This window comes from Streptomyces tailanensis, assembly GCF_008386495.1.
Classification (GTDB): domain Bacteria; phylum Actinomycetota; class Actinomycetes; order Streptomycetales; family Streptomycetaceae; genus Streptomyces; species Streptomyces tailanensis.
Window position 1 is genome coordinate 14,815 of the sequence record NZ_VTHJ01000012.1, and the last position, 22,005, is coordinate 36,819.

A 22,005-nucleotide genomic window follows, 5' to 3' on the forward strand; every position below is an offset into this window, starting at 1 on the left:
CCCCGCCCCCCACCCTCAAGATCGGCCTCAACCGCCTCGGCGGCTACCGCAACGAGGTCACCTTCGTCCTCACCGGCCTCGACATCGAGGCCAAGGCCGCCCTCGTACAGCAGCAGATGGCGGAGGCACTCGCCAAGTCCCCGCCCGCTGACGTCCGTTGGGACCTCGCCCGCACCGACCACCCCGACGCCCCCACCGAGGAGACCGCCGCCGCCCTGCTCCACCTCGTCGTACGCGACCCGGACCCGGAGACAGTGGGACGGTCCCTCGCCGGAGCCGCCGTCGAACTGGCCCTCGCGAGCTACCCCGGCTTCCACGTACTCGCACCGCCAGGAAAGGCCGCGCCCTACGGCGTCTTCGAGGCCGCGTACGTCGACCAAGGGGCCGTGGACCAGGTGGCCGTCCTCCACGACGGGCGGCGGGTTCCTGTGCCGCCGGCCCACGATACGGCCGTACTCGACGATGTGCCGGAGCCGCCCCTTCCGGAGCCGCTGCCACCGGGGCCCACGACACGTGCTCCCCTCGGCCTCATCGCGGGTGCCCGCAGCGGGGACAAGGGTGGGAACGCCAACGTCGGTGTCTGGGTGCGCACGGATGACGCCTGGCGCTGGCTCGCCCGTGAGCTGACGGCTGACAGATTTCAACAGTTGATACCTGAATGTCGTCAGCTGAAACTCACTCGGCACCCGCTGCCCAACCTCCGCGCCCTCAACTTCGTCGTCGACGGCATCCTCGGCGACGGCGTCGCCTCGCAGGCCCGTTTCGACCCTCAGGCCAAGGCCCTCGGCGAGTGGCTCCGCTCCCGCCACCTGGACATCCCGGAGATCCTCCTTTGACGGTCCTCACCTCCACCCTCGACCCCCACGCCCCCGACCACACGGCGAACCGCGAGGTCATGCTCGCCAAGCTCGCCGAACTCGACGCCGAACACGCGAAGGCCCTGGCGGGCGGCGGCGAGAAGTACATCGAACGGCACCGCGAACGCGGCAAGCTGCTCGCCCGCGAGCGCATCGAACTGCTCCTCGACCCCGACACCCCCTTCCTGGAGCTGTCCCCGCTCGCGGCCTGGGGCAGCGAGTACACGGTGGGCGCGTCCCTCGTCACCGGCATCGGGGTCGTCGAGGGCGTCGAGTGCCTGATCACGGCCAACGACCCGACCGTACGCGGCGGCGCGAGCAACCCCTGGAGCCTGAAGAAAGCCCTCCGCGCGAACGACATCGCGCTCGCCAACCGCCTGCCCTGCATCAGCCTCGTCGAGTCCGGCGGGGCGGACCTCCCCTCCCAGAAGGAGATCTTCATCCCTGGCGGCGCGATCTTCCGCGACCTCACCCGGCTCTCCGCCGCCGGAATCCCGACCACCGCCGTCGTCTTCGGCAACTCCACCGCCGGCGGCGCGTACGTCCCCGGCATGTCCGACCACGTGATCATGGTCAAGGAGCGGGCGAAGGTGTTCCTCGGCGGCCCGCCCCTGGTGAAGATGGCCACGGGGGAGGAGAGCGACGACGAGTCGCTGGGCGGCGCCGAGATGCACGCGCGCGTGTCGGGCCTCGCGGACCACTTCGCCGTCGACGAGCCGGACGCCATCAGACAGGCCCGCCGCATCGTCGCCCGCCTCAACCACCGCAAGGCGTACGAGGATCCGGGCCCCGCCGAGCCTCCGAAGTACTCAGGCGACGAACTCCTCGGCATCGTCCCCGGCGACCTGAAGGCCCCCTTCGACCCCCGCGAGGTCATCGCCCGCGTCGTCGACGCCTCCGACTACGACGAGTTCAAGCCCCTCTACGGCACCAGCCTCACCACCGGCTGGGCGACCCTCTACGGTTACCCCGTCGGCATCCTGGCCAACGCCCAGGGGGTGCTGTTCAGCGAGGAGTCACAGAAGGCCGCCCAGTTCATCCAGCTGGCCAACCAACGCGACATCCCGCTCCTCTTCCTGCACAACACCACCGGCTACATGGTCGGGAAGGACTACGAGCAGGGCGGCATCATCAAGCACGGCGCGATGGTGATCAATGCCGTCAGCAACTCGAAGGTCCCGCACCTCTCCGTCCTCATGGGCGCCTCGTACGGCGCCGGCCACTACGGCATGTGCGGCCGCGCCTACGATCCCCGCTTCCTCTTCGCCTGGCCGAGCGCCAAGTCGGCCGTCATGGGTCCGCAGCAGCTCGCCGGGGTCCTGTCCATCGTCGCCCGGCAGTCGGCGACCGCGAAGGGCAGGCCGTACGACGAGACCGCCGAGAACACAGACGCCGCCCTGCGCGCGATGGTGGAGCAGCAGATCGAGTCCGAGTCGCTCCCCATGTTCCTGTCCGGACGGCTGTACGACGACGGGGTCATCGACCCGCGCGACACCCGCACCGTCCTCGGCCTGTGCCTGTCCGCGATCCACACGGCGCCCTACGAGGGCGCGCGCGGCGGCTTCGGCGTCTTCCGGATGTGAGGAATGTGGACGTGAGGATGGTGGATGTGAGGAACGTGAGGGACCACATGATTTCGACACTCCTCGTCGCCAACCGGGGCGAGATCGCCTGCCGTATCTTCCGCACGTGCCATGAGTGGGGAATCCAAACCGTCGCCGTGCACTCCGACGCCGACGAAAACGCCCTCCACGCGCGCGTGGCCGACGCGACGGTACGACTGCCGGGCGCCGCCCCCGCGGACACGTATCTCCGCGGCGACCTGATCGTGAAGGCGGCCCTCGCCGCCGGCGCCGACGCCGTCCACCCCGGCTACGGCTTCCTCTCCGAGAACGCCGACTTCGCCCGCGCGGTCCTCGACGCGGGCCTCACCTGGATCGGTCCGCCCCCGGAGGCCATCGAGGCGATGGCGTCCAAGACGCGCGCGAAGGCGCTCATGGGGCTCCCGCCCCTCGGGGAGGTGACGGAGGCCGACCTACCGGTGCTGGTGAAGGCGGCCGCGGGCGGCGGAGGGCGCGGCATGCGCGTAGTACGCCACCTCAAGGAGCTGAGCGCCGCCCTGGAGGCAGCCCGCGCCGAAGCCCTGAGCGCCTTCGGCGACGGCGAGGTATTCGTCGAGCCGTACGTCGAGCACGGCCGCCACATCGAGGTCCAGATCCTCGCCGACACCCACGGCACCGTCTGGGCCCTCGGCACCCGCGACTGCTCCCTCCAACGCCGCCACCAGAAGGTCATCGAGGAGTCCCCGGCACCCGGCCTCTCGGAAGAGCTCGCGGAGGAGCTGCGCACGCTGTCCAAACGCGCGGCCCGCGCCGTCGACTACGTCGGCGTCGGCACGGTCGAGTTCCTCGTCGCCGACGACGACAAGGCCCACTTCCTGGAGATGAACACCCGCCTCCAGGTCGAACACCCGGTGACGGAGACGGTCTTCGGCATCGATCTGGTCGCGCAACAGATCCGGATCGCCGAGGGCCACGCCCTGCCCATCGACCCCCCACGCGCGCGTGGCCACGCCATCGAGGCCCGCCTCTACGCCGAGGACCCATCCCGCGACTGGGCCCCACAAACAGGCACCCTGCACCGCCTGGCGCTCCCCTCGGCGGTACGCCTGGACACGGGCTACACCGACGGCGACACCATCGGCATCCACTACGACCCCATGCTCGCCAAGGTCATCGCCCACGCCCCCACCCGCGCCGAGGCGCTCCGCAAACTCGCGGGTGCCCTGGAGAAGGCGACGCTCCACGGCCCGACCACCAACCGAGACCTCCTCGTCCGCTCCCTGCGCCACCCCGAGTTCACGACGGCCCGCATGAACACGGCTTTCTACGACCGCCACCTCACCGACCTGACGACCCCCGCCCCCGACCCGTACGCCCCCCTGGCGGCAGCCCTCTCGGACGCGGCCGGCCGCTCCCGCTTCGGTGGCTGGCGCAACGTCCCCTCACAACCGCAGACCAAGCGGTACGCGATGGCGGGCGAGGACCGGGAGGTCCACTACCGGCACACACGAACCGGGCTGGAGGCGGACGGGGTGACGGTCGTGCAGGCCACCGCGCACCTCGTCGTCCTCGAAGCAGGCGGCATACGAAGGAAGTTCGAGATCGCCCGCTACGGCGACCAGATCCACGTCAACACCACGGCCCTCACCGCCCTGCCCCGCTTCCCCGACCCCACCACCCAGCACACACCGGGCTCCCTACTGGCCCCCATGCCGGGCACGGTCGTACGAGTGGCCGAGCACCTGAAACCGGGCACCCCGGTAGAGGCCGGATTCCCCCTCCTCTGGCTGGAGGCAATGAAGATGGAACACAAGATCACAGCCCCGATGACGGGCATGCTGAGCGCACTGCACGTAGTACCTGGCCAACAGGTGGAGCCGGGCATGCTGCTAGCCGTGGTGCAGCCAAGTTAGGGGCACGGGGCTGTATCAATATGCGGCTCCGCCGCGTGAGCGCGACCAGCCACAAACCACCCGCACCCGGCAAGGAGCCCTGATGCCCCCCACCCTCGAATCCGAAGAGCACAAGTCCCTACGAGAAGCCGTATCCACCCTGGGCAGACACCACGGCCGCAACTTCAACCCCGACCAACTCTGGAACGACGCAGCCGAGCTCGGCTACCTAGGCGTCAACCTGCCGGAGGCACACGGAGGCGGAGGCGGCGGCATCACCGAACTCTCCATCGTCCTCGAAGAACTCGGCGCCGCAGGCTGCCCCCTCCTCATGATGGTCGTCTCCCCGGCAATCTGCGGCACAGTGATCGCCCGCTTCGGCACGGACACCCAAAAACAAGAGTGGCTCCCCGCCCTGGCGGACGGCACCCGAACCATGGCCTTCGGCATCACAGAACCCGACGCCGGCTCCAACAGCCACCGCATCACGACCACGGCCCGCAGGGACGAATCCGGAGACTGGCTACTCACCGGCCGCAAGGTCTTCATCTCCGGCGTGGACAAAGCAGACGCGACCCTCATAGTCAGCCGCACGGAAGACGCCCGCACCGGCACCCTCAAGCCCTGCCTCTTCATAGTCCCCCGCGACACCCCCGGCTTCGAGTACCGCCAGATCCCCATGGAACTCAAGGTCACGGAGAAGCAGTTCGAGCTGACCCTCGACGACGTACGGCTCCCCGCCGAAGCCCTGGTGGGGGACGAGAACGCCGGCCTCCTCCAGCTCTTCGCCGGCCTCAACCCCGAACGCATCATGACGGCGGCGTTCGCGATCGGCATGGGCCGGTACGCGCTCGCGCAGGCGATCACCTACGCCCGCGACCGCACCGTATGGAACACCCCCATCGGCGCCCACCAGGCCATCGCGCACCCTCTAGCCCAGTCCCACATCGAACTCGAACTGGCCCGCCTGATGATGCAGAAGGCGGCGTATCTCTACGACGCCGGGGACGACGCGGCGGCGGGCGAGGCGGCGAACATGGCCAAGTACGCGGCGGGGGAGGCCTGCGTGAAGGCCGTCGACCAGGCCGTGCACACCCTCGGCGGCAACGGCCTCACGAGCGAGTTCGGGCTCGCCTCGCTGATAACGGCCGCGCGCGTGTCTCGTATCGCGCCGGTGAGCCGGGAGATGATTCTCAACTACGTCTCCCACCAGACCCTGGGCCTGCCCAAGTCGTACTGAGCGGCACCGGCACCGTGTGGCGCGAGGAGGAACCATGTTCCGCAGCGAGTACGCAGACGCCCCACCCGTCGAACTCCCCATCCACGACGCCGTACTGGGCCACGCCGCCGAGTTCGGCGACCTGCCCGCGCTGATCGACGGCATCGACGGCACGACCCTCACGTACGAACAGGTGGACCGCTTCCACCGACGGCTCGCCGCCGCGTTCGCCGACGCCGGCGTACGCAAGGGCGATGTGCTCGCCCTGCACAGCCCCAACACGATCGCCTACCCGACGGCGTTCTACGCGGCCACCCGCGCGGGCGCCACCGTCCACCCGCTGGCCACCCCGGGCGAGCTGGCCACCCAGCTGCGGGACTCGGGGGTGAGCTGGATCGTCACCGTGTCCCCCCTCCTCGACACCGCCCGTGCCGCCGCCGAACGCGTGGGCGGCCGGGTGATCACCGATCGGCTGAACGTCTCAGGAAGCATGGCGTGCGCCGCGGGCGTCGCACGCCGGTTTGGGACTGTCGCACTGGGACGTCGCGGCAGGGTAGGGCGGGTATCTCCCGCCCCTGGCGGTCAGCCGGTGCCGGGGGGATGTCAGCGGTCACCAGCCGCTCGAACGTCCGTGAACCCCAACCCAGGTGGGTTGGAATCCCTCTCCACGGAGGGGGAGGATGCCAAATCTACGGCCTCACCGCCCGCGTGAACGCCCCGCCTCGGCGGGGCGCTTCCGCCGTCCTGCCCCGCTTCGACCCGGAGCCCTTCCCCACGGCCATCCAGACCACCGCATCACCGCCCTCTACGTCGCCCCGCCGATCCTCCTCGCCCTGGCCAAGCACCCGGCCGCCGACCGCTACGACCTCTCCACGGTCCGGCACATCCTCTCCGCCGCCGCACCCCTGGACGCGAAACTCGCCGCCGCCTGCTGCGCCCGCCTCGGCCTGCCGCCCGTCGTCCAGGGCTACGGCATGACCGAACTCTCCCCCTGCTCCCACCTGGTGCCCCTCGCCCAGGCCGCCGACGCGCCCCCCGGCACCGTAGGCAAGCTCATCGCGAGCACCGAGATGCGGATCGTCTCCCTCGACGACCCCGACAAGGACGTCCCCGTCGGCGAGCCGGGCGAGGTCGTCATCCGCGGCCCCCAGGTCATGAAGGGCTACCTGGGCCGCCCGCAGGCCACCGCCGACATGATCGACGCCGACGGCTGGCTGTACACCGGGGACGTGGCGTACTGCGACGCCGACGGCTGGCTCCACGTCGTCGACCGCGTCAAGGAACTCATCAAATACAAGGGCTTCCAGGTCGCCCCCGCCGAACTCGAAGCCCTCCTGACCACCCACCCGGGCATCGCCGACGCCGCCGTCATCGGCCACTACAACGACGACGGCAACGAGGTCCCGCACGCCTTCGTCGTCCGCCACCCCACCGCCCCCGACCTCTCCGAGGGCGAGGTCATGATGTACGTCGCCGAACGCGTCGCCCCGTACAAACGCGTCCGCCACGTCACCTTCATCGCCGCCGTCCCTCGCGCGGCCTCCGGCAAGATCCTCCGCCGCGAACTCCGGGAGCGCCTATGAGCCATCCGCTACGGGAGCACGTGTGAACAAACTGATCCAGCACGCCCACGACCGGGGCATCGCCACCCTCACCCTCGACTCCCCGGCCAACCGCAACGCGATCTCCGCCACCCTGGTGAGCGAGCTGCGCGACGCCGTCACGGAGTGCGGCCGGGACGGCACCGTACGGGCGGTCGTCCTCACCCACACCGGCAACACGTTCTGCGCCGGCGCCGATCTGCGCGACCCGCCCGACCCGAAAGCCCTGGTCAAGCTGCTCCGGCAGCTCATCGAACTGCGCAAACCCGTCGTCGCCCGCGTCACCGGCCACGTCCGTGCGGGCGGCCTCGGACTGCTCGGGACCTGCGACATCACCGCCGCCGGCCCCGAGGCCACCTTCGCCTTCACCGAGGTCCGCATCGGCGTCGCCCCCGCCGTCATCTCCCTCACCCTCCGCCTCCGTACGGACCCCCGCGCCCTCGCTCGCTACTGCCTCACCGGCGAGGAGTTCGGCCCCGCCGAAGCCGCCCGCATCGGCCTCCTCACCACCACCGGCGCCGACGTCGACGACGTACTCGAACCCGTCCTCGACGGACTGCGCCGAGCCTCCCCGAGAGCCCTGGCAGAGACGAAACACCTGCTCACAGCTAAGGTGCTGGAGAACTTCGACCAGGACGCGGGCGAACTGACCCGCCTCTCGTCCCGGCTGTTCGCCTCCGCCGACGCCCGCGAGGGCATGACGGCCTTCCTCGAAAGACGGGAACCGGGATGGGTGTTGTGAGCACGGCCGGATTCAACGCCGCCGCTCCGAAACAGGACCGCAGCCGGGCCACCCGGCAGCGGCTCCTGCAAGCCGCCGTGGCCTGCCTCGCCGAACACGGCTGGGCGGGTTCCACCGTCTCCGTCGTCGCCGAACGCGCCGGAGTCTCCCGAGGCGCCGCGCAACACCACTTCCGCACGCGCGAGGACCTGTTCACCGCGGCCGTCGAGTACGTAGCCGAAGAGCGCTCCACCGCCCTGCGCGCCCTGTTCAAGGAAGGCGCCCCCGACGGCGCCCCCGACCGCCGGGCCGTCGTCGCCGCACTCGTCGACCTCTACACCGGCCCCCTCTTCCGCGCCGCCCTCCACCTCTGGGTCGCCGCCTCCAACGAGGACCAGCTCCGAGGCCGGGTCACCGAACTGGAGGCCCACGTCGGCCGCGAGACCCACCGCATCGCCGTCGAACTCCTCGGCGCCGACGAGACCCGCCCCGGCGTCCGCGAAACCGTCCAGGGCATGCTCGACATGGCCCGCGGCCTGGGCCTCGCCAACCTCCTCACCGACGACACGGGCCGCCGCGACAAGGTCGTAGCCCAGTGGGCGGCCCTGCTGGACGAGGCCCTGGGCTGAGCCACACGTCTACGGACTGAGCCGCTCCACCCGCCACGACCCGTCCGGCTCCGCCACATACCGCAACCGGTCGTGCAGCCGGTTGTACCGCCCCTGCCAGAACTCCACACTCTGCGGCGCCACCCGGAACCCACCCCAGTTCGGCGGCACCGGCACCTGCTCGCCCTCCGGATAGCGGGCGTTCAACTCCTCGTAGGCGGCGTCCAGTTCGGCCCGCGAGTAAATGATGGACGACTGCACGCTGGCCCACGCGCCCAGCTGCGAACCATGCGGCCGCGTACGGAAGTATGCCGCCGTCTCGTCCCGCCCGGTCCGCCGGGCCGTACCGCTCACGATCACCTGCCGGGCGATCGCATGCCACGGGAAGAGCAGCGAGACGTACGGGTTCTCGGCGAGGTCGAGGGCCTTGCGGGAGTCGTAGTTCGTGTAGAAGACGAAGCCCTGCTCGTCGTACGCCTTCATCAGCACCGTACGGGAGCTGGGCCGGCCCTCGGCGTCGGCGGTCGACACGACCATGGCGTTCGGCTCGAAGACCGCGCCCTCCTGCGCGGCCTCCCGGAACCACCGCCCGAACTGCGCCATCGGATCCCCGGCCAGCTCGCTCTCGTCGAGCCCGTCGGCCCGGTACTGCTTGCGCATGAGAGCGGGATCGGGAACGGGCACGGGTTCGAGACCGGGATCATTCACGTGGTCATCTTGCCGTATCGACGGCCGACGGGGAGTCTGGTGGCACTGAGTGCCGCGGACTCTCCCCAAACCTGGCACTCAGGCGTAAGGTACGCATCCACCAGTCGCACGCACCCACCAGTCGTACGCATCAAGAGGAGCCGCCTGATGTCCGACTTCGTACCCGGACTCGAAGGAGTCGTCGCGTTCGAGACGGAGATCGCCGAACCGGACAAGGAGGGCGGCGCCCTGCGATACCGGGGCGTCGACATCGAGGACCTGGTCGGCCACGTCTCCTTCGGCAACGTCTGGGGCCTCCTCGTCGACGGCGCCTTCCGCCCCGGCCTGCCCCCCGCCGAACCGTTCCCGATCCCCGTCCACTCGGGTGACATCCGAGTCGACGTCCAGTCGGCCCTGGCCATGCTCGCCCCGGTCTGGGGCCTCAAACCGCTCCTCGATATCGACGAGGAACAGGCCCGCGCCGACCTCGCCCGCGCCGCCGTCATGGCCCTCTCCTACGTCGCCCAGTCCGCCCGCGGCCAGGGCCTGCCCATGGTCCCCCAGCGCGAGATCGACAAGGCCCAGTCCGTAGTCGAACGCTTCATGATCCGCTGGCGCGGCGAACCGGACCCGAAGCACGTGGCGGCGGTGGACGCGTACTGGACTTCGGCAGCCGAACACGGCATGAACGCGTCCACATTCACGGCGAGGGTGATCGCGTCGACGGGCGCGGACGTGGCGGCGGCACTGTCGGGAGCCGTAGGAGCGATGTCCGGCCCCCTGCACGGCGGCGCCCCCTCCCGAGTCCTCGGCATGATCGAGGAGATCGAACGCACCGGCGACGCCGACGCGTACGTCAAGCGAGCCCTGGACAAGGGCGAACGCCTCATGGGCTTCGGCCACCGCGTCTACCGAGCCGAGGACCCCCGAGCCCGAGTCCTCCGCCGCACCGCCCGAGACCTCGGCGCCCCCCGCTTCGAGGTGGCGGAAGCCCTGGAAAAGGCGGCCCTCGCAGAACTCCACGCCCGCCGCCCAGACCGCGTCCTGGCGACAAACGTCGAATTCTGGGCCGCGATCGTCCTCGACTTCGCCGAGGTCCCGGCCCACATGTTCACCTCAATGTTCACCTGCGCCCGCACAGCAGGCTGGTCCGCCCACATCCTGGAGCAGAAGCGCACAGGCCGCCTGGTCCGCCCATCGGCCCGCTACATCGGCCCGGGGCCGCGCGACCCGAGGGAGATCGAGGGCTACGGCGACATTGCCCGCTGAGCGCTCCGCCAGTCACCAATCGGCATCTGAGTCTCAGCGACACGCCACCGACACGGCGTGTCGCTGAGACTGAACGCCCAATCGCTGTGGCTCCTTACGGCGAGGACGTCCGAGCGGCGAGCGCGCCGGACTTTGGGTGTGGGTGGTCGTGAGGCGGATTGTGGGGTCGTCGCTCTCGCGGAGGTGGAAGGCGGTGGGGGTGGCGGCGAGTTCGACGCAGGTGTCTCCTTCGCCGCCATGGGAGAACGTCGACTTCTGCCAGCGCACGGTCCGGTTCATACGGCGCCTCACAGCTCCTTCGTCAAACGGTGGATGAAGTCCCGAGACGCTGTCGGGTCCAGTGATGCTTCCTCCGGCTTTACGAAGGAGTGTTCGGAGCCGATTCAGCTGAGGTTCTGCATCGATGAACACGACCCCGGTGGGCGCGTCCCGGAAACAGGTGTCCAGCTGGGGCACAGGACCACCCGCGTACACCATCGAAGCTCCAGTACCGGCGAAGCCGTCCTGATCGGTGGAAATGACGCGAACGGTGACGTGACCCTGTTCGATCTGTTCGAGAATCCACCGGAGTTGAGAGAGGGACACCTGACGGTCGGCCACGCGCACGCGCAGAGCGAACTCGTGGACGATCGTCTCGTACGGGATGGCGGCGTCGCCCTCGATGACGGCACGCCTTCTCAACCGGTACTCGACCCTCGGTGAGAGCTCCCCTTCGGACAGCTCCGGGCGCATGTACCTGAAGACCGCTCGTGCGTAATCCGCAGTCTGAAGAAGGCCGGGGACGCGGTTGATGACAATCTCGCGCAGGAACGTCGCATTGTGTTCCGCCTCGGCCACGTCCAGGTTCACCTGAGGCAGGACTCCCCGGTACTCGTCCCACCACCCGCGCGTGTGCGATCACCGGCCATGGCCGCCAACGCGTCGACGAAAGCCTCGTCTGTACAGGCGTAATGGCCGGCGAGGCGGCGGATGCGCTCCGCGCTGACGGCCGCGATGCCCGCTTCCACGTGACTCATCTGACCCGACGTCGTGTTCAGGAACGCCGCCGCCTCACGGGCCTTCGTTCCTGCGGCCTCGCGCAGCTTCCGCAGCTCCGCCCCCAGGCGTATCTGCCGTGCGGTGGGATGGCTCCCCGGCGCCACGTGCTCTCCCGTCCCCAACGCCCTCGTTGTCGTGCCCCGTTCGGGTGTCAGAGGTGCGGGCCCTCGGTGATCGAGGGCTGCTCCGCGATGTGATCGACGTGCATGCCGCGTGCCGCTACTACTCCGTAGCCGAACTTGAGCAGCTGGGATCGCGCGACGAAGCGGAGTTCGAGGCCTACGGTCTGGGGCCGGGGGAGATCGCAGAATTGCGGCAGTGGGCGCTGGACTGGGAATCCGATCTCAGGCTTCGGCTCGCCGAGGAATATGCCGACCGGGAGGAAGGAAACGATTGGTAGCGGTTGGAAGCGGGCTTCCGACCACGGCGTGGATCGGAAATGCTCACCCCGCGACCCGCCACTGCTGCGCCCGCCCCGCCACCGTGATCGTCGCCCCGCCGGGTGGCGTCGTGCCCTGCGGTGGGTGACCTCAGCGGCGACGCAACACCCAGGACGACCTGGAGGGCGCGGCCGTTGGGGCGGTCGCCGGTCGGGCTGGGGCGATTGAAACGCAGACGACCCGCAGGCTCTGGGTCCCTCCGCCCCAGGGGCGGAGAAGCCGGCCGGACGTACCGGCGAGCCTGCGGGTCGGGTGACTGCTTGAGATTGGGCCGGCTGCGCACTCAGCACGCGCTGGTCCGGCACCGCACTGGATGTGGTGACGGGCCGCTAGCCCGCAGCCACCTCACGCGTCCGGTTGTTGTACATCTGCCGAACCACCTCCTCTCTCGTGTACCGCCCACCCTAAGAAGTGCTGTGGAGGGGCTCAAGCGATTTTCCGAGAGAATTTCTGTGGCTGAGCCGAAGGTCAGACCTTGCTGCCGACGCCGCTCAGCCTGTCGCCCGTCTTGTACTCGGCCTCGGCGGAGTCACAGTCGACGACCGTCGGCAGCGGATCGCCCTCGGGATCCTCGATCTTGACGCAGTCACCGATATTCGGGTTGTGCGCGGACTGCGAAGCCTCCGCCTCGGCCTTGCCGCCGGTGGGGCTGGTGTTGTAGTCCCACACGTAACAGCCCACACCGCCGATCACCGCGATGACCACCACGGCGGCCTTCAACCCCGCAACGCACCCCCCGGCTGCGGCGGGCGCGGGCCGCGCGGCGGCTGGGGCTGTTGCGGGTGTCCGTACGGCGCCTGGGGCTGCCCGTACGGGGGTTGGGTGTAGACCCAGCCGTGGGTACCCTTCACCAGGCCGCTCTTGGCCTTCTTCGAAAGCTTCACGTAGAGCCAGGTCTTGCCGGCCTTGGTCCTCCAGCACACGCCGGAGGCCGTGTCGCCCTTGTTCAGCAGCCCTTGGAGCGGTACTTGGACCCGGGCCCGATGCGCAGGTTGACGGCGTTGGAGGTGACCTTCGGGCCCCGGTTGTCGCCGTTGCTGTAGTGGCCGCTGCAGGCGCCGCTGTTGACCGCGGCGGTGGCGGCGGTGGCACCGGGGGCCAGGGCCAGGCCGCCCCCGACCGCCAGTGACGCGGTGAGGGCGACGGCCCCCAGCACACGCTTGACGCGCTTCACAGAAAATCCTCCCGTAGTCACTCCGGTCTGCCTCAGATCCGAGGGCCCGTACGCAGCACGGCGAACACCGCCCGGGCCCGGGTGCCGTCCGGCAGGTCCCAGTGGCCGGCGACGTGCCCTGTCGCCCCCTCCGGAAGGTCGACTGGCCTGTCCGGGGCGAGCTGCGGAACCCGGTTCAGGCGGAGGGTCGTGCCCGGTGCCACGGACAGTTCGGTGCCGTCCTTGTCGTCTTGCGCGGCGGCGACGGTGAGGGCGTCCAGGGGAGTGGAGCCCGTATAAGACCGGGTGACCTCGTGGTCCAGGGTGTCGCTGATGCTCTGCTGCTGGGCCTCGGTGCGGCCCTCGAACAGGGCGAGGAGCTGGGTGATCAGGACCGGGTCGTGGGCGCCGTCGTAGGCCCAGCGCTTGCCGAGTACGCCGTGTTCCGAGGTACCGATGAGGGCGTGGTCGGCGCCGTCGAGCGGGGAGCCTCGGTAGGTGAGGGGGACCAGGTAGTGGACCGGGGTGGGGGCGGAGGTGTCGGTGGTGACCATGAACTCGATGCCGACCTCGCCCGCGGGGTCGTCGAGGCGGAAGCCGCCCGCCTTGGTCAGTTCGGGTTCGCCGGGGCCGCCCCGGTACCAGGGCTGGGTGGGCAGCCATGTGGTGAGGAGTTCGAGCTTGGTGGGCTTCATGGTGGTCTGGTGGATGTGAGCCATGGGGGAGATTCTTACTCCGCCGACCTCTCCAGCGCCTCAAGATCGAGCGCGGCGGCGATCCGTACGGCCACGTCCTCCGCGTATACCGCGTCGGCGCGTTCGAACTGGGGGCGGCCGGCGCCGCGGAGGAAGGTGACGACACCGAGGGTGCGTCCGCGGCTGCGGAGGACCGTGCACAGGGCGTGGACGGCGTCCGGGGGCCATTGGCGGCCGGTGGCCCAGTCGCGAGCGGCCTCGGGGGTCGCGGACCCGGCGCTGGCGCGGACCGAGCCCGCCCGCTCCACGCACTGCAGGGCGGGGTGGCCCTGGCCGTAGCGGACGGGCAGGCCGGCGTGGCCGGCGAGCCGGCTGGGGCCGGGGGAGCCGGCGGGGGTGGCGGCGGCGCGTACGAGGCGGGCGGGGCCTTCGCCGTCGGTGAGGGAGCCGCCGGCGACGCGGTCGATGAGGGCGTGGTCGGCGAAGCCGGCGAGGGCGAAGTCGAGGTGGACGGTGGCGGCCTCGCCGGGGTCCTCGCACTCGGCGGCGGCGCGGGCGGCCCGGTGGAGCTGGTTGACGCGGAAGCGGAGCAGTGCGGCTTCCTGTTCGTTCTGTTTGGCCTCGGTGATGTCCTGGAAGAGCCAGCCGACGCCGAGCGGGACGGGTTCCTCGGCGAGGGGTGAGGCGAGGCGGAGGAAGCCGCTGCGCCAGCAGCGTCGTTTCTCCCCGTCGGGGGTGCGGACGCCGACCCAGATCTCGGCGGGTGCGGGCGGGGCGCCTTCGGCGAGTACGTGGGTGAGGGCGCTCTCCACTTCCTCGACGCCCTGGGCGAGCAGTTCGCCGAGGGGGCGGCCGAGGACGGTCGTACGGCCGATGCCGAGGGCGCGGGCGGCGTGCGCGTTGACGACGGCGGGGCGCAGGTCGGCGTCGACGAGGACGACTCCCCAGGAGGCGTCCTCGAAGAGGGCCTCGCTGAGGGCGATGGACCGTTCGAGGTCGATCTGGGCGTGGACTTCGCTGAACGCGCAGTACAGGCCCGCGGGCTTGCCGTCAGGCCCTCGTACGGCGGCGGACTGGGTCCGTACGAGCACCCGCCCGCCGTCCTTGGTGACGAGGGCGAACTCGTGGACCTGGCGTCCGGGGGCGCGCATGGCGGCCATCAGCCGGCCCTCGACCTCCTCGGCGTCGGCGGTCCGTACGGCCCATCCGGCGAAGCCTCGCCGTCCCACGGCCTCCTCGGCCGTCCAGCCCAGGATGCGCTCGGCCTCGCGGTTCCAGTGGGTGACGACGCCGTCGCCGTCGAAGGCGCACAGCGCGGCGTCCATGCCGTCCAGCAGGGCGGCGAGCAGGTCGGAACCACCGGAGTCCATCGGGTCCACACTGTCCACACTGTTCACACTGCCCTCAGTGTTCTCGGTGTCCTTGTCCTCCGGGCCGGCTCGCTCGGGCTCGTCGGGCCCCAATTCGTCGGTGGTCCCACTACGCCGGGAAGCACTCACCTGAACCCCCTGCAGGCTGCGTTGCGTCCGCATGTACGGCATGTACGGCGCGTCGGTTCGCTCACTCGTCATCATTCAACTCGAACGTGACTCAGCCCACATCTGGTTCGCGCAAGATTTGGACGAAATCGTTGTACGCCGACGGTCCGGCGATGACCTGCCGCCCCTCGCGCCTGGAGAGGCGGCGCAGGTCATGGTCGGGGCGCCTTCAGAGGCTGCGGGCGGCGATGTTGCCGTAGTCGGTGGTCGCGTGGATGGTCAGGCCGGCGGCGCCGTCGGTGTTCTTGAGCGCGTTGTGGATCCGGCCGTAGCCGGTGCCGGCGTCCAGGGAGGCGGAGACTCCGGCGGCGGCGCCGACCGACACGTCGCCCATCTGGGTGCGCAGTACGACCATGCCGCGCACGGCCTCGGTGATCCGGATGTCGCCCTTCGCGGTGCTGATCTCCGCGGGGCCGCCCAGCCGGCCGACCGAGATGTCACCGCCGGAGGTGGTGACGCGCACGCTCTCCGCCTCGTCGAGCTTGACCGCGCCGCACGCGCCCTCGAAGGCGACGTCGCCGAACCGTCCGACGGCCCGGAGTTCGGCGTAGGCCGCCTTCACCTCGACCCGGGAACCGGCGGGCAGCTGGACCGTCACCTCGACGGATCCGGAGGGGCCGAAGTACTGGTTCTTCGCCGAAGCCCCGATCCGCAGGACGCCGTCGCTGTACGTGACCTTGGCCTCCTCCGCGACCTTCACGTCGCGGCTCTTCGAGGCGTTCGCCGGCAGGACCTCGACGGTGGTGTCGGCGCGGTCGGCGGCGATGAACCGGACGTTGCCCGCGGGGATGTCGAGGACTGCGGTGATCGGGGCGGGGGTGGTGAACTTCTGCATCGTGCTCTCCTCCTGTTGCGTTCTGCGCTTCCTGCGCTTCGTTGTTTCTGACATCGGAAAAGCTACGTTGCTTTCCATGATGCGACAACAGGTTCGTTGCGAAGAATCTGTATCATTGCAGGTGGCGGCTATATAATCGTTGCAACGGGTTTGCATTCAATGCAACGACAGCCACTCGATCGTTGCAATGGATGGAAAGTGAACGCTATGCTGGAGGCGTCTGAGGAAGCACAGGGAAGTACGAAGGGAGACCGCGATGCCGGGAGGCAGGCTCACCCAGCAGGAACGCCGGCAGATCGCGCTGGGGGTGGCCGACGGGCTCGCCTACGCGGAGATCGCCAGACGTCTCGACCGCCCCACCTCGACCATCACGCGGGAGGTGATGCGCAACGGCGGCCCCGCCGACTACCGCGCCGACCTGGCCCACCGCGCCACCGAACGCCGCACCCGCCGGCGCGGGCAGGCAGCGCCCCGAGGGCCGCAGGCGCCCGTGCAGGCCGACGGGCGTGACTCCGAGGCCGTGCGTGAGTACGAGGACACGTTCGCGACCCTCTTCATGCAGCAGGGCCTGCCCAAGATGACGGCCCGGGTGCTGGCGGCCCTCTACACCACCGACGCGGGCAGCCTCACCGCGTCCGCACTCGTCCAGCGCCTCCAGGTCAGCCCGGGGTCCGTCTCCAAGGCGGTCACGTTCCTGGAGGGCAAGGGCCTCATCCGCAGGGAACGCGACGAACGCCGCCGCGAGCGCTACGTCGTCGACGACGACGTCTGGTACCAGGGGATGGTCGCCAGCGCCCGGGCCCACGCCCAACTCGTCGAGACCGCACGGCAGGGCGTCGGCATCCTCGGCCCCGGCACCCCGGCCGCCATCCGCCTCGAAAACATCGCCCGTTTCGTCGACTTCGTCGGCGAGAGCCTCATCCGCGCCGCCGAGCAGGCCCGCGAGGTCCTCTACACGAAACCGGAAGCGACCTCGGGCGACACCGGCACCGCCGCGCCAAGCCCGGATCGCGGATAGGCGGCCGCCCTGGCCAAAGGGGCAGTCACCGGGTGTGGAAGATCCGGTCGCCGTACTCCCGCATCACCCGGTCGTTCCAGTCGAGGCCGCCGTCGACGTTCCCCGAGCGCAGCAGCGGCGGTTCGACGCCCCGGTCGGCGAGGGAGGCGGCGGCGGTGGCCATGACCGCCTGGAGGAGGGCCGAGGTGACGACGGTGGAGGCGGGGGCGAAGGGAGCCGGGACGGCGTCGTGGGTGAGTTCCGCGTCGCCGACCGCGATCTTGGAGTCGAGGACGAGGTCGCAGTGGTCCTTGAGGAAGGTGCCGGAGGAGTGGCGGGACTCCGTCTCCGTGGCGTACGCGACGGAGGTGACGCCGATGACCCGTACGCCCCGCTCGCGGGCGTGCGCGGCCATCTCCACGGGGAGGGCGTTGCGGCCGGAGAGGGAGACGACGATCAGGAGGTCGCCGGAGCGCAGGGGGCTCGTGTCGAGCACGGCGCTCGCCAGGCCGTCGACCCGTTCCAGGGCGGAGCCGAGCGTCGCGGGTGTCACGTCGACGCCCACGACGCCGGGTACGGCCAGCAGGTTCATCAGCGCGAGGCCGCCGGCGCGGTAGACGAGATCCTGTGCGGCGAGGGAGGAGTGCCCGGCGCCGAACGCGAACAGCCGCCCGCCGTCGACGACGGTGTCCGCGACGAGCTTCCCAGCGGCGGCGACCGCCTCACCCTCCTCGTCCCGCACCCGCTCCAACAGCCCGATCGCCGCGTCCAGGAACCGCCGAGCCGGTGCGTCGTCGCTCATGCGTGAACCCTTCGTCCATTGTTGCCCAGCGCTGCCGTGGATCACGTTAGTGGTCTGGACCAGTGGGGTGTCAATGGGGCCGCGCCCCGTCAGGGGCGCGGGGCTGTGCCGATTTGCGGCTCCGCCGCGCGGGCGCGACAAGCCCCCACTCACCCGCACCCGCCAACGAACCGATCCGACCGAGCTCGAACGCGCCGCGGGGTCGAAGGGGCGGCAGCCCTGGATGGGGGTCCCCCGCCCGAGCGAAGCCGGGAGTGGGGGGAGGGACGGGTAGGGGCGGAGGGGGCGAAAACCCGCCTCGCACGGCCGTCGTAACGCCGCCGTTTCACCGCAACGGCACGCTTGTCAGTCGGATGCGCAAGAATTGAGTCCAGGGCCAGCGCAAGCCGGTGGGCCAAATCGGAAGCCTCCGGCTGAATCTCATCGAGGGGCACGTATGTCCGGACTGATCGACACGACGGAGATGTATCTCCGCACCATCCTCGAGCTGGAGGAGGAAGGCGTGGTCCCCATGCGCGCCCGGATCGCCGAACGGCTCGACCAGAGCGGTCCCACGGTGAGCCAGACGGTCGCGCGCATGGAGCGCGACGGCCTCGTGTCGGTCGCCCCGGACCGCCACCTGGAGTTCACCGAGGAGGGCCGCCGCCTCGCGACCCGCGTGATGCGCAAGCATCGCCTCGCGGAGTGCCTCCTCGTCGACGTGATCGGCCTGGAGTGGGAGCAGGTCCACGCGGAGGCGTGCCGCTGGGAGCACGTGATGAGCGAGGCCGTCGAGCGCCGCGTGCTCGAACTGCTGCGCCACCCCACCGAGTCGCCGTACGGCAACCCGATCCCGGGCCTGGAGGAGCTGGGCGAGAAGGACGGCGCGGACCCGTTCCTGGACGAGGGCATGGTGTCGCTGGCGGACCTCGACCCGGGCACGGAGGGCAAGACCGTCGTCGTACGCCGTATCGGCGAGCCCATCCAGACGGACGCCCAGCTGATGTACACGCTGCGGCGGGCGGGCGTGCAGCCCGGCTCCGTGGTGAGCGTGACGGAGGCGGCGGGCGGCGTCCTCGTGGGCAGCGGCGGCGAGGCCGCGGAACTGGAGGCAGACGTCGCCTCCCACGTCTTCGTCGCCAAGCGCTGAGCCAGGCGCCGATCTCCACCGGCGGACGCCGCCCGAACTGCACGCGGGCTCCGCCGAATTCAGTGCGCCGAATCGCAGCGCTCGCGCCGTTCGCGTGCGAGGCTTGCGCGTGAGGCATATGACCTGAGGGGCTCTTGGCCGCCCGAGACGGAGGTCTCGCGGCGGTAGGGGAGGGGGCGGGGCGGATGTGCCGTGGACATGAGGGCCGGGGACATGAGGAGGGCCCCGGCGCCGTGTGGCGCCGGGGCCTGTCCTCCCCTGTGCTGACCCGGAGCCCCGAGCTCCCAGGGTCATCCCCCTCGGACCGATTTCCCCGAGTGGTCCGCCTCCCGTTGAAGATCTCCCCTCGGCGGCGGCGTGCAATCCCTGAGGGGGGTCACTCGAACGAGGGGTGTTGTCGCCGAGAACGGCATCTCCGAATATGTGTTCGATAACGTGTGGGGCGTGTCGTCGGATGGGACGTGGCGTCGCGTGCCCCGCCCCGACTGACGCGCACATCCCATACACGTGCCGATCGACGGGCACGCTGTAACAACAGGCGCGGGGGCAGCAGTAGAACAGCGGTACGGCAGCGGTCAGGACGAGTGGACCGACCGGCTCGAAGCGGGAGCGAGAGACGGGAGCGAGCGGTCCGAGCGGAAGTGTGGGGGGTGCCAATGGTGCGGCGCATCGACGTGACCGGAGCGGGCGGCGTAAGTCTCGCTGCCTGGGAGTACGGCGACCCGCCCAAGACCGGGGACAAGGCCGGGGACAAGGCCGGGGACAAGACTGGGGACAGGGCGCAGGACGAGCTCGGCGAGAACCCGCCGCGGCCGGGCGTGCTGTTACTGCACGGCCTCATGGGCCGCGCCTCGCACTGGGCACCCACCGCCCGCTGGCTCTCCGAGCGGCACCGCGCCGTCGCGCTCGACCAGCGCGGCCACGGCCGGAGCGAGAAGCCCGAGCAGGCCGCGTACACCCGTGAGGCCTACGTCGAGGACGCCGAGGCCGCCGTCGAACAGCTCGGCCTCGCCCCCGTCGTCCTCATCGGCCACGCCATGGGCGCGCTGACCGCGTGGCAACTGGCCGCCAAACGCCCGGACCTGGTGCGGGGTCTGGTCATCTGCGACATGCGGGCCTCGGCGCTGGGCGCCGCCTCGCAGCGCGAATGGGAGAGCTGGTTCAAGGCCTGGCCGCTGCCCTTCGCCACCCTCGCCGACGTCCGCAAGTGGTTCGGCGAGGACGATCCCTGGGTGGAGCGCCCGAACCCCTCCCGGGGCGAGTTCTACGCCGAGGTCATGCAGGAGAGCGCCGACGGCTGGCGGCCCGTCTTCGACCCCGAGCAGATGCTCACGACCCGCGAGACCTGGGTGTACGACGCGCATTGGGAGGAGCTCACCCAGGTCCGGTGCCCCGCCCTCGTCGTCCGCGGCCTCGACGGCGAACTGGGCCGCGCCGAGTCCCAGGAAATGGTCCGCGTCCTGCCCCACGGCCAGTACGCCGAGGTGGCCGACGCCGGCCACCTCGTCCACTACGACCAGCCCGACGCCTGGCGCGCGGCGATAGAGCCGTTCCTGGACGGCTTCACGCACTGACCGCCCGCACCCCCGTCGGCACTCGGCGACTGGCAGTTCCGTCCCAGTCGCACGCCGCCCGCACCCCGTGAAGATGGAGATCCAGGCGAGGCCGAGCACCTCGGGCAGGGCACCCAGTCGCCGAGCAGCGCGGTGGGTCAGGGCGGTGACGAGCGTGGCGTACGGCAGGGCGCGGCGAGGCGGGGGCGACGACAGTCGACGACGAGCTTGTGCTGGGCGCCCGCGAGGTCGAGGACGTCCAGCAGTTGAGCGGCCCACCTGTCGACCTCGGCGCCGGGCAGCCCGCGCAACCGCCCCGTATAGGAGAGGAGTTCACGCCCCGTCAGCCATTCGAAGAGCCGCAACCCCTCCTGCGGGACACCGATCCGTGCACCACTCATGTCGGGTGCTTCTTCCGGTCAAGGGTGCCCCCAGTTTCCCTGGGAGCGCGGGGAACTGCGCGAGCAACCACAACCCACCCGCAGCCGCGAAACCGACCGAAGCACCCCACCCGGAGCGCTACCGGCGCCCATCCCTACCGCACGCATACGCAAGCGGCGAGATCAATTCCTCCGCATCCGGCAGCCACCGATTCGCGGGCGTGGGCCGCCGGGCCCACTGCACGGCCCCGCGCGACCCGTACCGCGTCGGCGGAGCCGCCACGTACTCGCCCTCACCCAACGCCTTGAGGTCGAGCGCGAGTGGCGACCAGCCCAACTTCCGTACCAGATCAGGCACCTTGACCGACGCGCCCGGCAGCACGAAGAACTGCATACGGCGGTCCGGCGTCCAGGTCACCGGCCCGAGCGTCAGATCCATACGCTCCATGCGGGCCAGCGCCAGCAGCCCCGCGGTCTCGGGAACATCGATCGTGTCGAACGTGCGCCCCGTCGGCAGCAGGATCGACGCGGTCGGCTGCTTGGACCAGAGACGGCGTGCGACGGTCGCACTGCCTGTCGCCTGGGACGCCCAGTCCTCGCGCGCCGGGTGCGCGCCGGGGGTGGCACACGCGGCATTGCCGCAGGAGCAGTGCTGCACCCCGTCGACGGCTTCCAGCCAGGTGCCGGGAAACACGTCCCAGTGGCGTTCTTCGGCGTATCGAACGGCGGTGTCCAGCAGCGTTTCACCACGCTGCTTCGGGATGTGGGCAGCTTCAGGGCCCGCGATGGTCTCTTCCACGATGAACACAACTCTAGCGGTCATCAGGGGTTACGGAAGTCACATGCGCGGGGGAGAGCATCGTCAACGGAGCCGGGGCGCATGGGTGCATGTGCGGGGGCGCGCGGGAGGGATCACGGAATGAGCCGGGTAGCCACGTGTGGGGTACAGCATGCGTGTTTACCCCGGCAATCCTGGCATGTCTCGCATCTTCGGTATGTCGGCGGGGCATTGATCTTCGAGGCCGGATC

General features: G+C 70.4%; 21 protein-coding genes and 3 pseudogenes. 12 read left to right on the plus strand and 12 right to left on the minus strand.

Annotated elements, in window-relative coordinates; genetic code table 11:
• The 7 genes and pseudogenes from F3T56_RS47710 to F3T56_RS12100 all read left to right on the plus strand — a co-directional run.
• A partial coding sequence (locus F3T56_RS47710; RefSeq protein ID WP_149825165.1) for an acyclic terpene utilization AtuA family protein occupies nucleotides 1–836 on the plus strand: 836 nt, incomplete at its 5' end.
• Nucleotides 833–2,440, plus strand: a complete 1,608-nt coding sequence (locus tag F3T56_RS12070) for an acyl-CoA carboxylase subunit beta (protein WP_149824946.1) — start codon at nucleotides 833–835, stop codon at nucleotides 2,438–2,440. The genes F3T56_RS47710 and F3T56_RS12070, both read left to right, overlap by 4 nt.
• Nucleotides 2,441–2,487: 47 nt before the next feature.
• On the plus strand, nucleotides 2,488–4,332 hold the full coding sequence (locus F3T56_RS12075) for an acetyl/propionyl/methylcrotonyl-CoA carboxylase subunit alpha (protein ID WP_149824948.1): 1,845 nt from the start codon (nucleotides 2,488–2,490) through the stop codon (nucleotides 4,330–4,332).
• A gap of 82 nt (nucleotides 4,333–4,414) precedes the next feature.
• The gene (locus F3T56_RS12080; RefSeq protein ID WP_149824950.1) at nucleotides 4,415–5,551 is read left to right on the plus strand and encodes an acyl-CoA dehydrogenase family protein; all 1,137 of its coding nucleotides are present in this window, start codon (nucleotides 4,415–4,417) and stop codon (nucleotides 5,549–5,551) included.
• Nucleotides 5,552–5,585: 34 nt separating this feature from the next.
• Nucleotides 5,586–7,113: pseudogene (locus F3T56_RS50050) on the plus strand (AMP-binding protein).
• Nucleotides 7,114–7,135: 22 nt separating this feature from the next.
• Entirely contained in the window at nucleotides 7,136–7,873 is a 738-nt protein-coding gene (locus F3T56_RS12095) for an enoyl-CoA hydratase family protein (protein WP_149824952.1), read from the plus strand.
• Nucleotides 7,861–8,481, plus strand: a complete 621-nt coding sequence (locus F3T56_RS12100) for a TetR/AcrR family transcriptional regulator (protein WP_149824954.1) — start codon at nucleotides 7,861–7,863, stop codon at nucleotides 8,479–8,481. Before F3T56_RS12095 ends, F3T56_RS12100 begins: the two co-directional genes overlap by 13 nt.
• 9 nt (nucleotides 8,482–8,490) lie before the next feature.
• Here F3T56_RS12100 and pdxH read toward each other — a convergent pair whose 3' ends face one another.
• On the minus strand, nucleotides 8,491–9,120 hold the full coding sequence (pdxH, locus tag F3T56_RS12105) for a pyridoxamine 5'-phosphate oxidase (RefSeq protein WP_172638913.1): 630 nt from the start codon (nucleotides 9,118–9,120) through the stop codon (nucleotides 8,491–8,493).
• Nucleotides 9,121–9,315: 195 nt separating this feature from the next.
• Between pdxH and F3T56_RS12110 the strand changes: the two genes are divergently transcribed.
• Entirely contained in the window at nucleotides 9,316–10,416 is a 1,101-nt protein-coding gene (locus F3T56_RS12110) for a citrate synthase 2 (protein ID WP_149824956.1), read from the plus strand.
• Between the two features lie 33 nt (nucleotides 10,417–10,449).
• Here F3T56_RS12110 and F3T56_RS12115 read toward each other — a convergent pair whose 3' ends face one another.
• Nucleotides 10,450–10,695, minus strand: a complete 246-nt coding sequence (locus tag F3T56_RS12115) for a DUF397 domain-containing protein (protein ID WP_149824958.1) — start codon at nucleotides 10,693–10,695, stop codon at nucleotides 10,450–10,452.
• Between the two features lie 8 nt (nucleotides 10,696–10,703).
• Nucleotides 10,704–11,525: pseudogene (locus tag F3T56_RS12120) on the minus strand (helix-turn-helix domain-containing protein).
• A 122-nt stretch (nucleotides 11,526–11,647) separates the two neighbouring features.
• Between F3T56_RS12120 and F3T56_RS12125 the strand changes: the two are divergent.
• Complete coding sequence (locus F3T56_RS12125; protein WP_246203579.1) at nucleotides 11,648–11,854, plus strand: hypothetical protein; 207 nt, start codon at nucleotides 11,648–11,650, stop codon at nucleotides 11,852–11,854.
• A 508-nt stretch (nucleotides 11,855–12,362) separates the two neighbouring features.
• Here the strand turns inward: F3T56_RS12125 and F3T56_RS12130 are convergent.
• From F3T56_RS12130 to F3T56_RS12155, 6 genes are all read right to left on the minus strand, one after another.
• Entirely contained in the window at nucleotides 12,363–12,614 is a 252-nt protein-coding gene (locus F3T56_RS12130) for an LppU/SCO3897 family protein (protein WP_149824961.1), read from the minus strand.
• Entirely contained in the window at nucleotides 12,611–12,817 is a 207-nt protein-coding gene (locus F3T56_RS12135; protein WP_149824963.1) for a hypothetical protein, read from the minus strand. Before F3T56_RS12135 ends, F3T56_RS12130 begins: the two co-directional genes overlap by 4 nt.
• A 23-nt stretch (nucleotides 12,818–12,840) precedes the next feature.
• Entirely contained in the window at nucleotides 12,841–13,068 is a 228-nt protein-coding gene (locus tag F3T56_RS12140; RefSeq protein WP_149824964.1) for a hypothetical protein, read from the minus strand.
• A gap of 32 nt (nucleotides 13,069–13,100) precedes the next feature.
• Entirely contained in the window at nucleotides 13,101–13,766 is a 666-nt protein-coding gene (locus F3T56_RS12145) for a maltokinase N-terminal cap-like domain-containing protein (protein ID WP_149824966.1), read from the minus strand.
• A gap of 11 nt (nucleotides 13,767–13,777) precedes the next feature.
• The gene (locus F3T56_RS12150) at nucleotides 13,778–15,241 is read right to left on the minus strand and encodes a PAS domain-containing protein (RefSeq protein WP_149824968.1); all 1,464 of its coding nucleotides are present in this window, start codon (nucleotides 15,239–15,241) and stop codon (nucleotides 13,778–13,780) included.
• Nucleotides 15,242–15,449: 208 nt separating this feature from the next.
• A complete protein-coding gene (locus F3T56_RS12155) occupies nucleotides 15,450–16,115 on the minus strand; it encodes a DUF4097 family beta strand repeat-containing protein (protein ID WP_149824970.1) in 666 nt (221 codons plus the stop codon).
• A gap of 256 nt (nucleotides 16,116–16,371) precedes the next feature.
• Between F3T56_RS12155 and F3T56_RS12160 the strand changes: the two genes are divergently transcribed.
• Nucleotides 16,372–17,133, plus strand: a complete 762-nt coding sequence (locus F3T56_RS12160) for a GbsR/MarR family transcriptional regulator (RefSeq protein ID WP_149824972.1) — start codon at nucleotides 16,372–16,374, stop codon at nucleotides 17,131–17,133.
• A gap of 25 nt (nucleotides 17,134–17,158) precedes the next feature.
• Here the strand turns inward: F3T56_RS12160 and F3T56_RS12165 are convergent, their stop codons facing one another.
• A complete protein-coding gene (locus tag F3T56_RS12165) occupies nucleotides 17,159–17,914 on the minus strand; it encodes an SIS domain-containing protein (protein ID WP_149824974.1) in 756 nt (251 codons plus the stop codon).
• A gap of 436 nt (nucleotides 17,915–18,350) precedes the next feature.
• Between F3T56_RS12165 and F3T56_RS12175 the strand changes: the two genes are divergently transcribed.
• Together F3T56_RS12175 and F3T56_RS12180 are read left to right on the plus strand one after the other, a co-directional pair.
• Complete coding sequence (locus F3T56_RS12175) at nucleotides 18,351–19,043, plus strand: iron-dependent transcriptional repressor DtxR (protein ID WP_149824978.1); 693 nt, start codon at nucleotides 18,351–18,353, stop codon at nucleotides 19,041–19,043.
• Between the two features lie 656 nt (nucleotides 19,044–19,699).
• The gene (locus F3T56_RS12180; RefSeq protein ID WP_149824980.1) at nucleotides 19,700–20,617 is read left to right on the plus strand and encodes an alpha/beta fold hydrolase; all 918 of its coding nucleotides are present in this window, start codon (nucleotides 19,700–19,702) and stop codon (nucleotides 20,615–20,617) included.
• Nucleotides 20,618–20,811: 194 nt separating this feature from the next.
• On the opposite strand, the pseudogene F3T56_RS12185 reads toward F3T56_RS12180, so the two are convergent.
• Together F3T56_RS12185 and F3T56_RS12190 are read right to left on the minus strand one after the other, a co-directional pair.
• Nucleotides 20,812–20,988, minus strand: a pseudogene (locus F3T56_RS12185) (ABC transporter ATP-binding protein); the annotation flags it as partial.
• A 127-nt stretch (nucleotides 20,989–21,115) separates the two neighbouring features.
• Nucleotides 21,116–21,775 (minus strand): bifunctional DNA primase/polymerase, encoded by a 660-nt coding sequence (locus F3T56_RS12190; RefSeq protein ID WP_425473565.1) that lies wholly within the window; start codon nucleotides 21,773–21,775, stop codon nucleotides 21,116–21,118.
• Nucleotides 21,776–22,005: the final 230 nt, after the last annotated feature.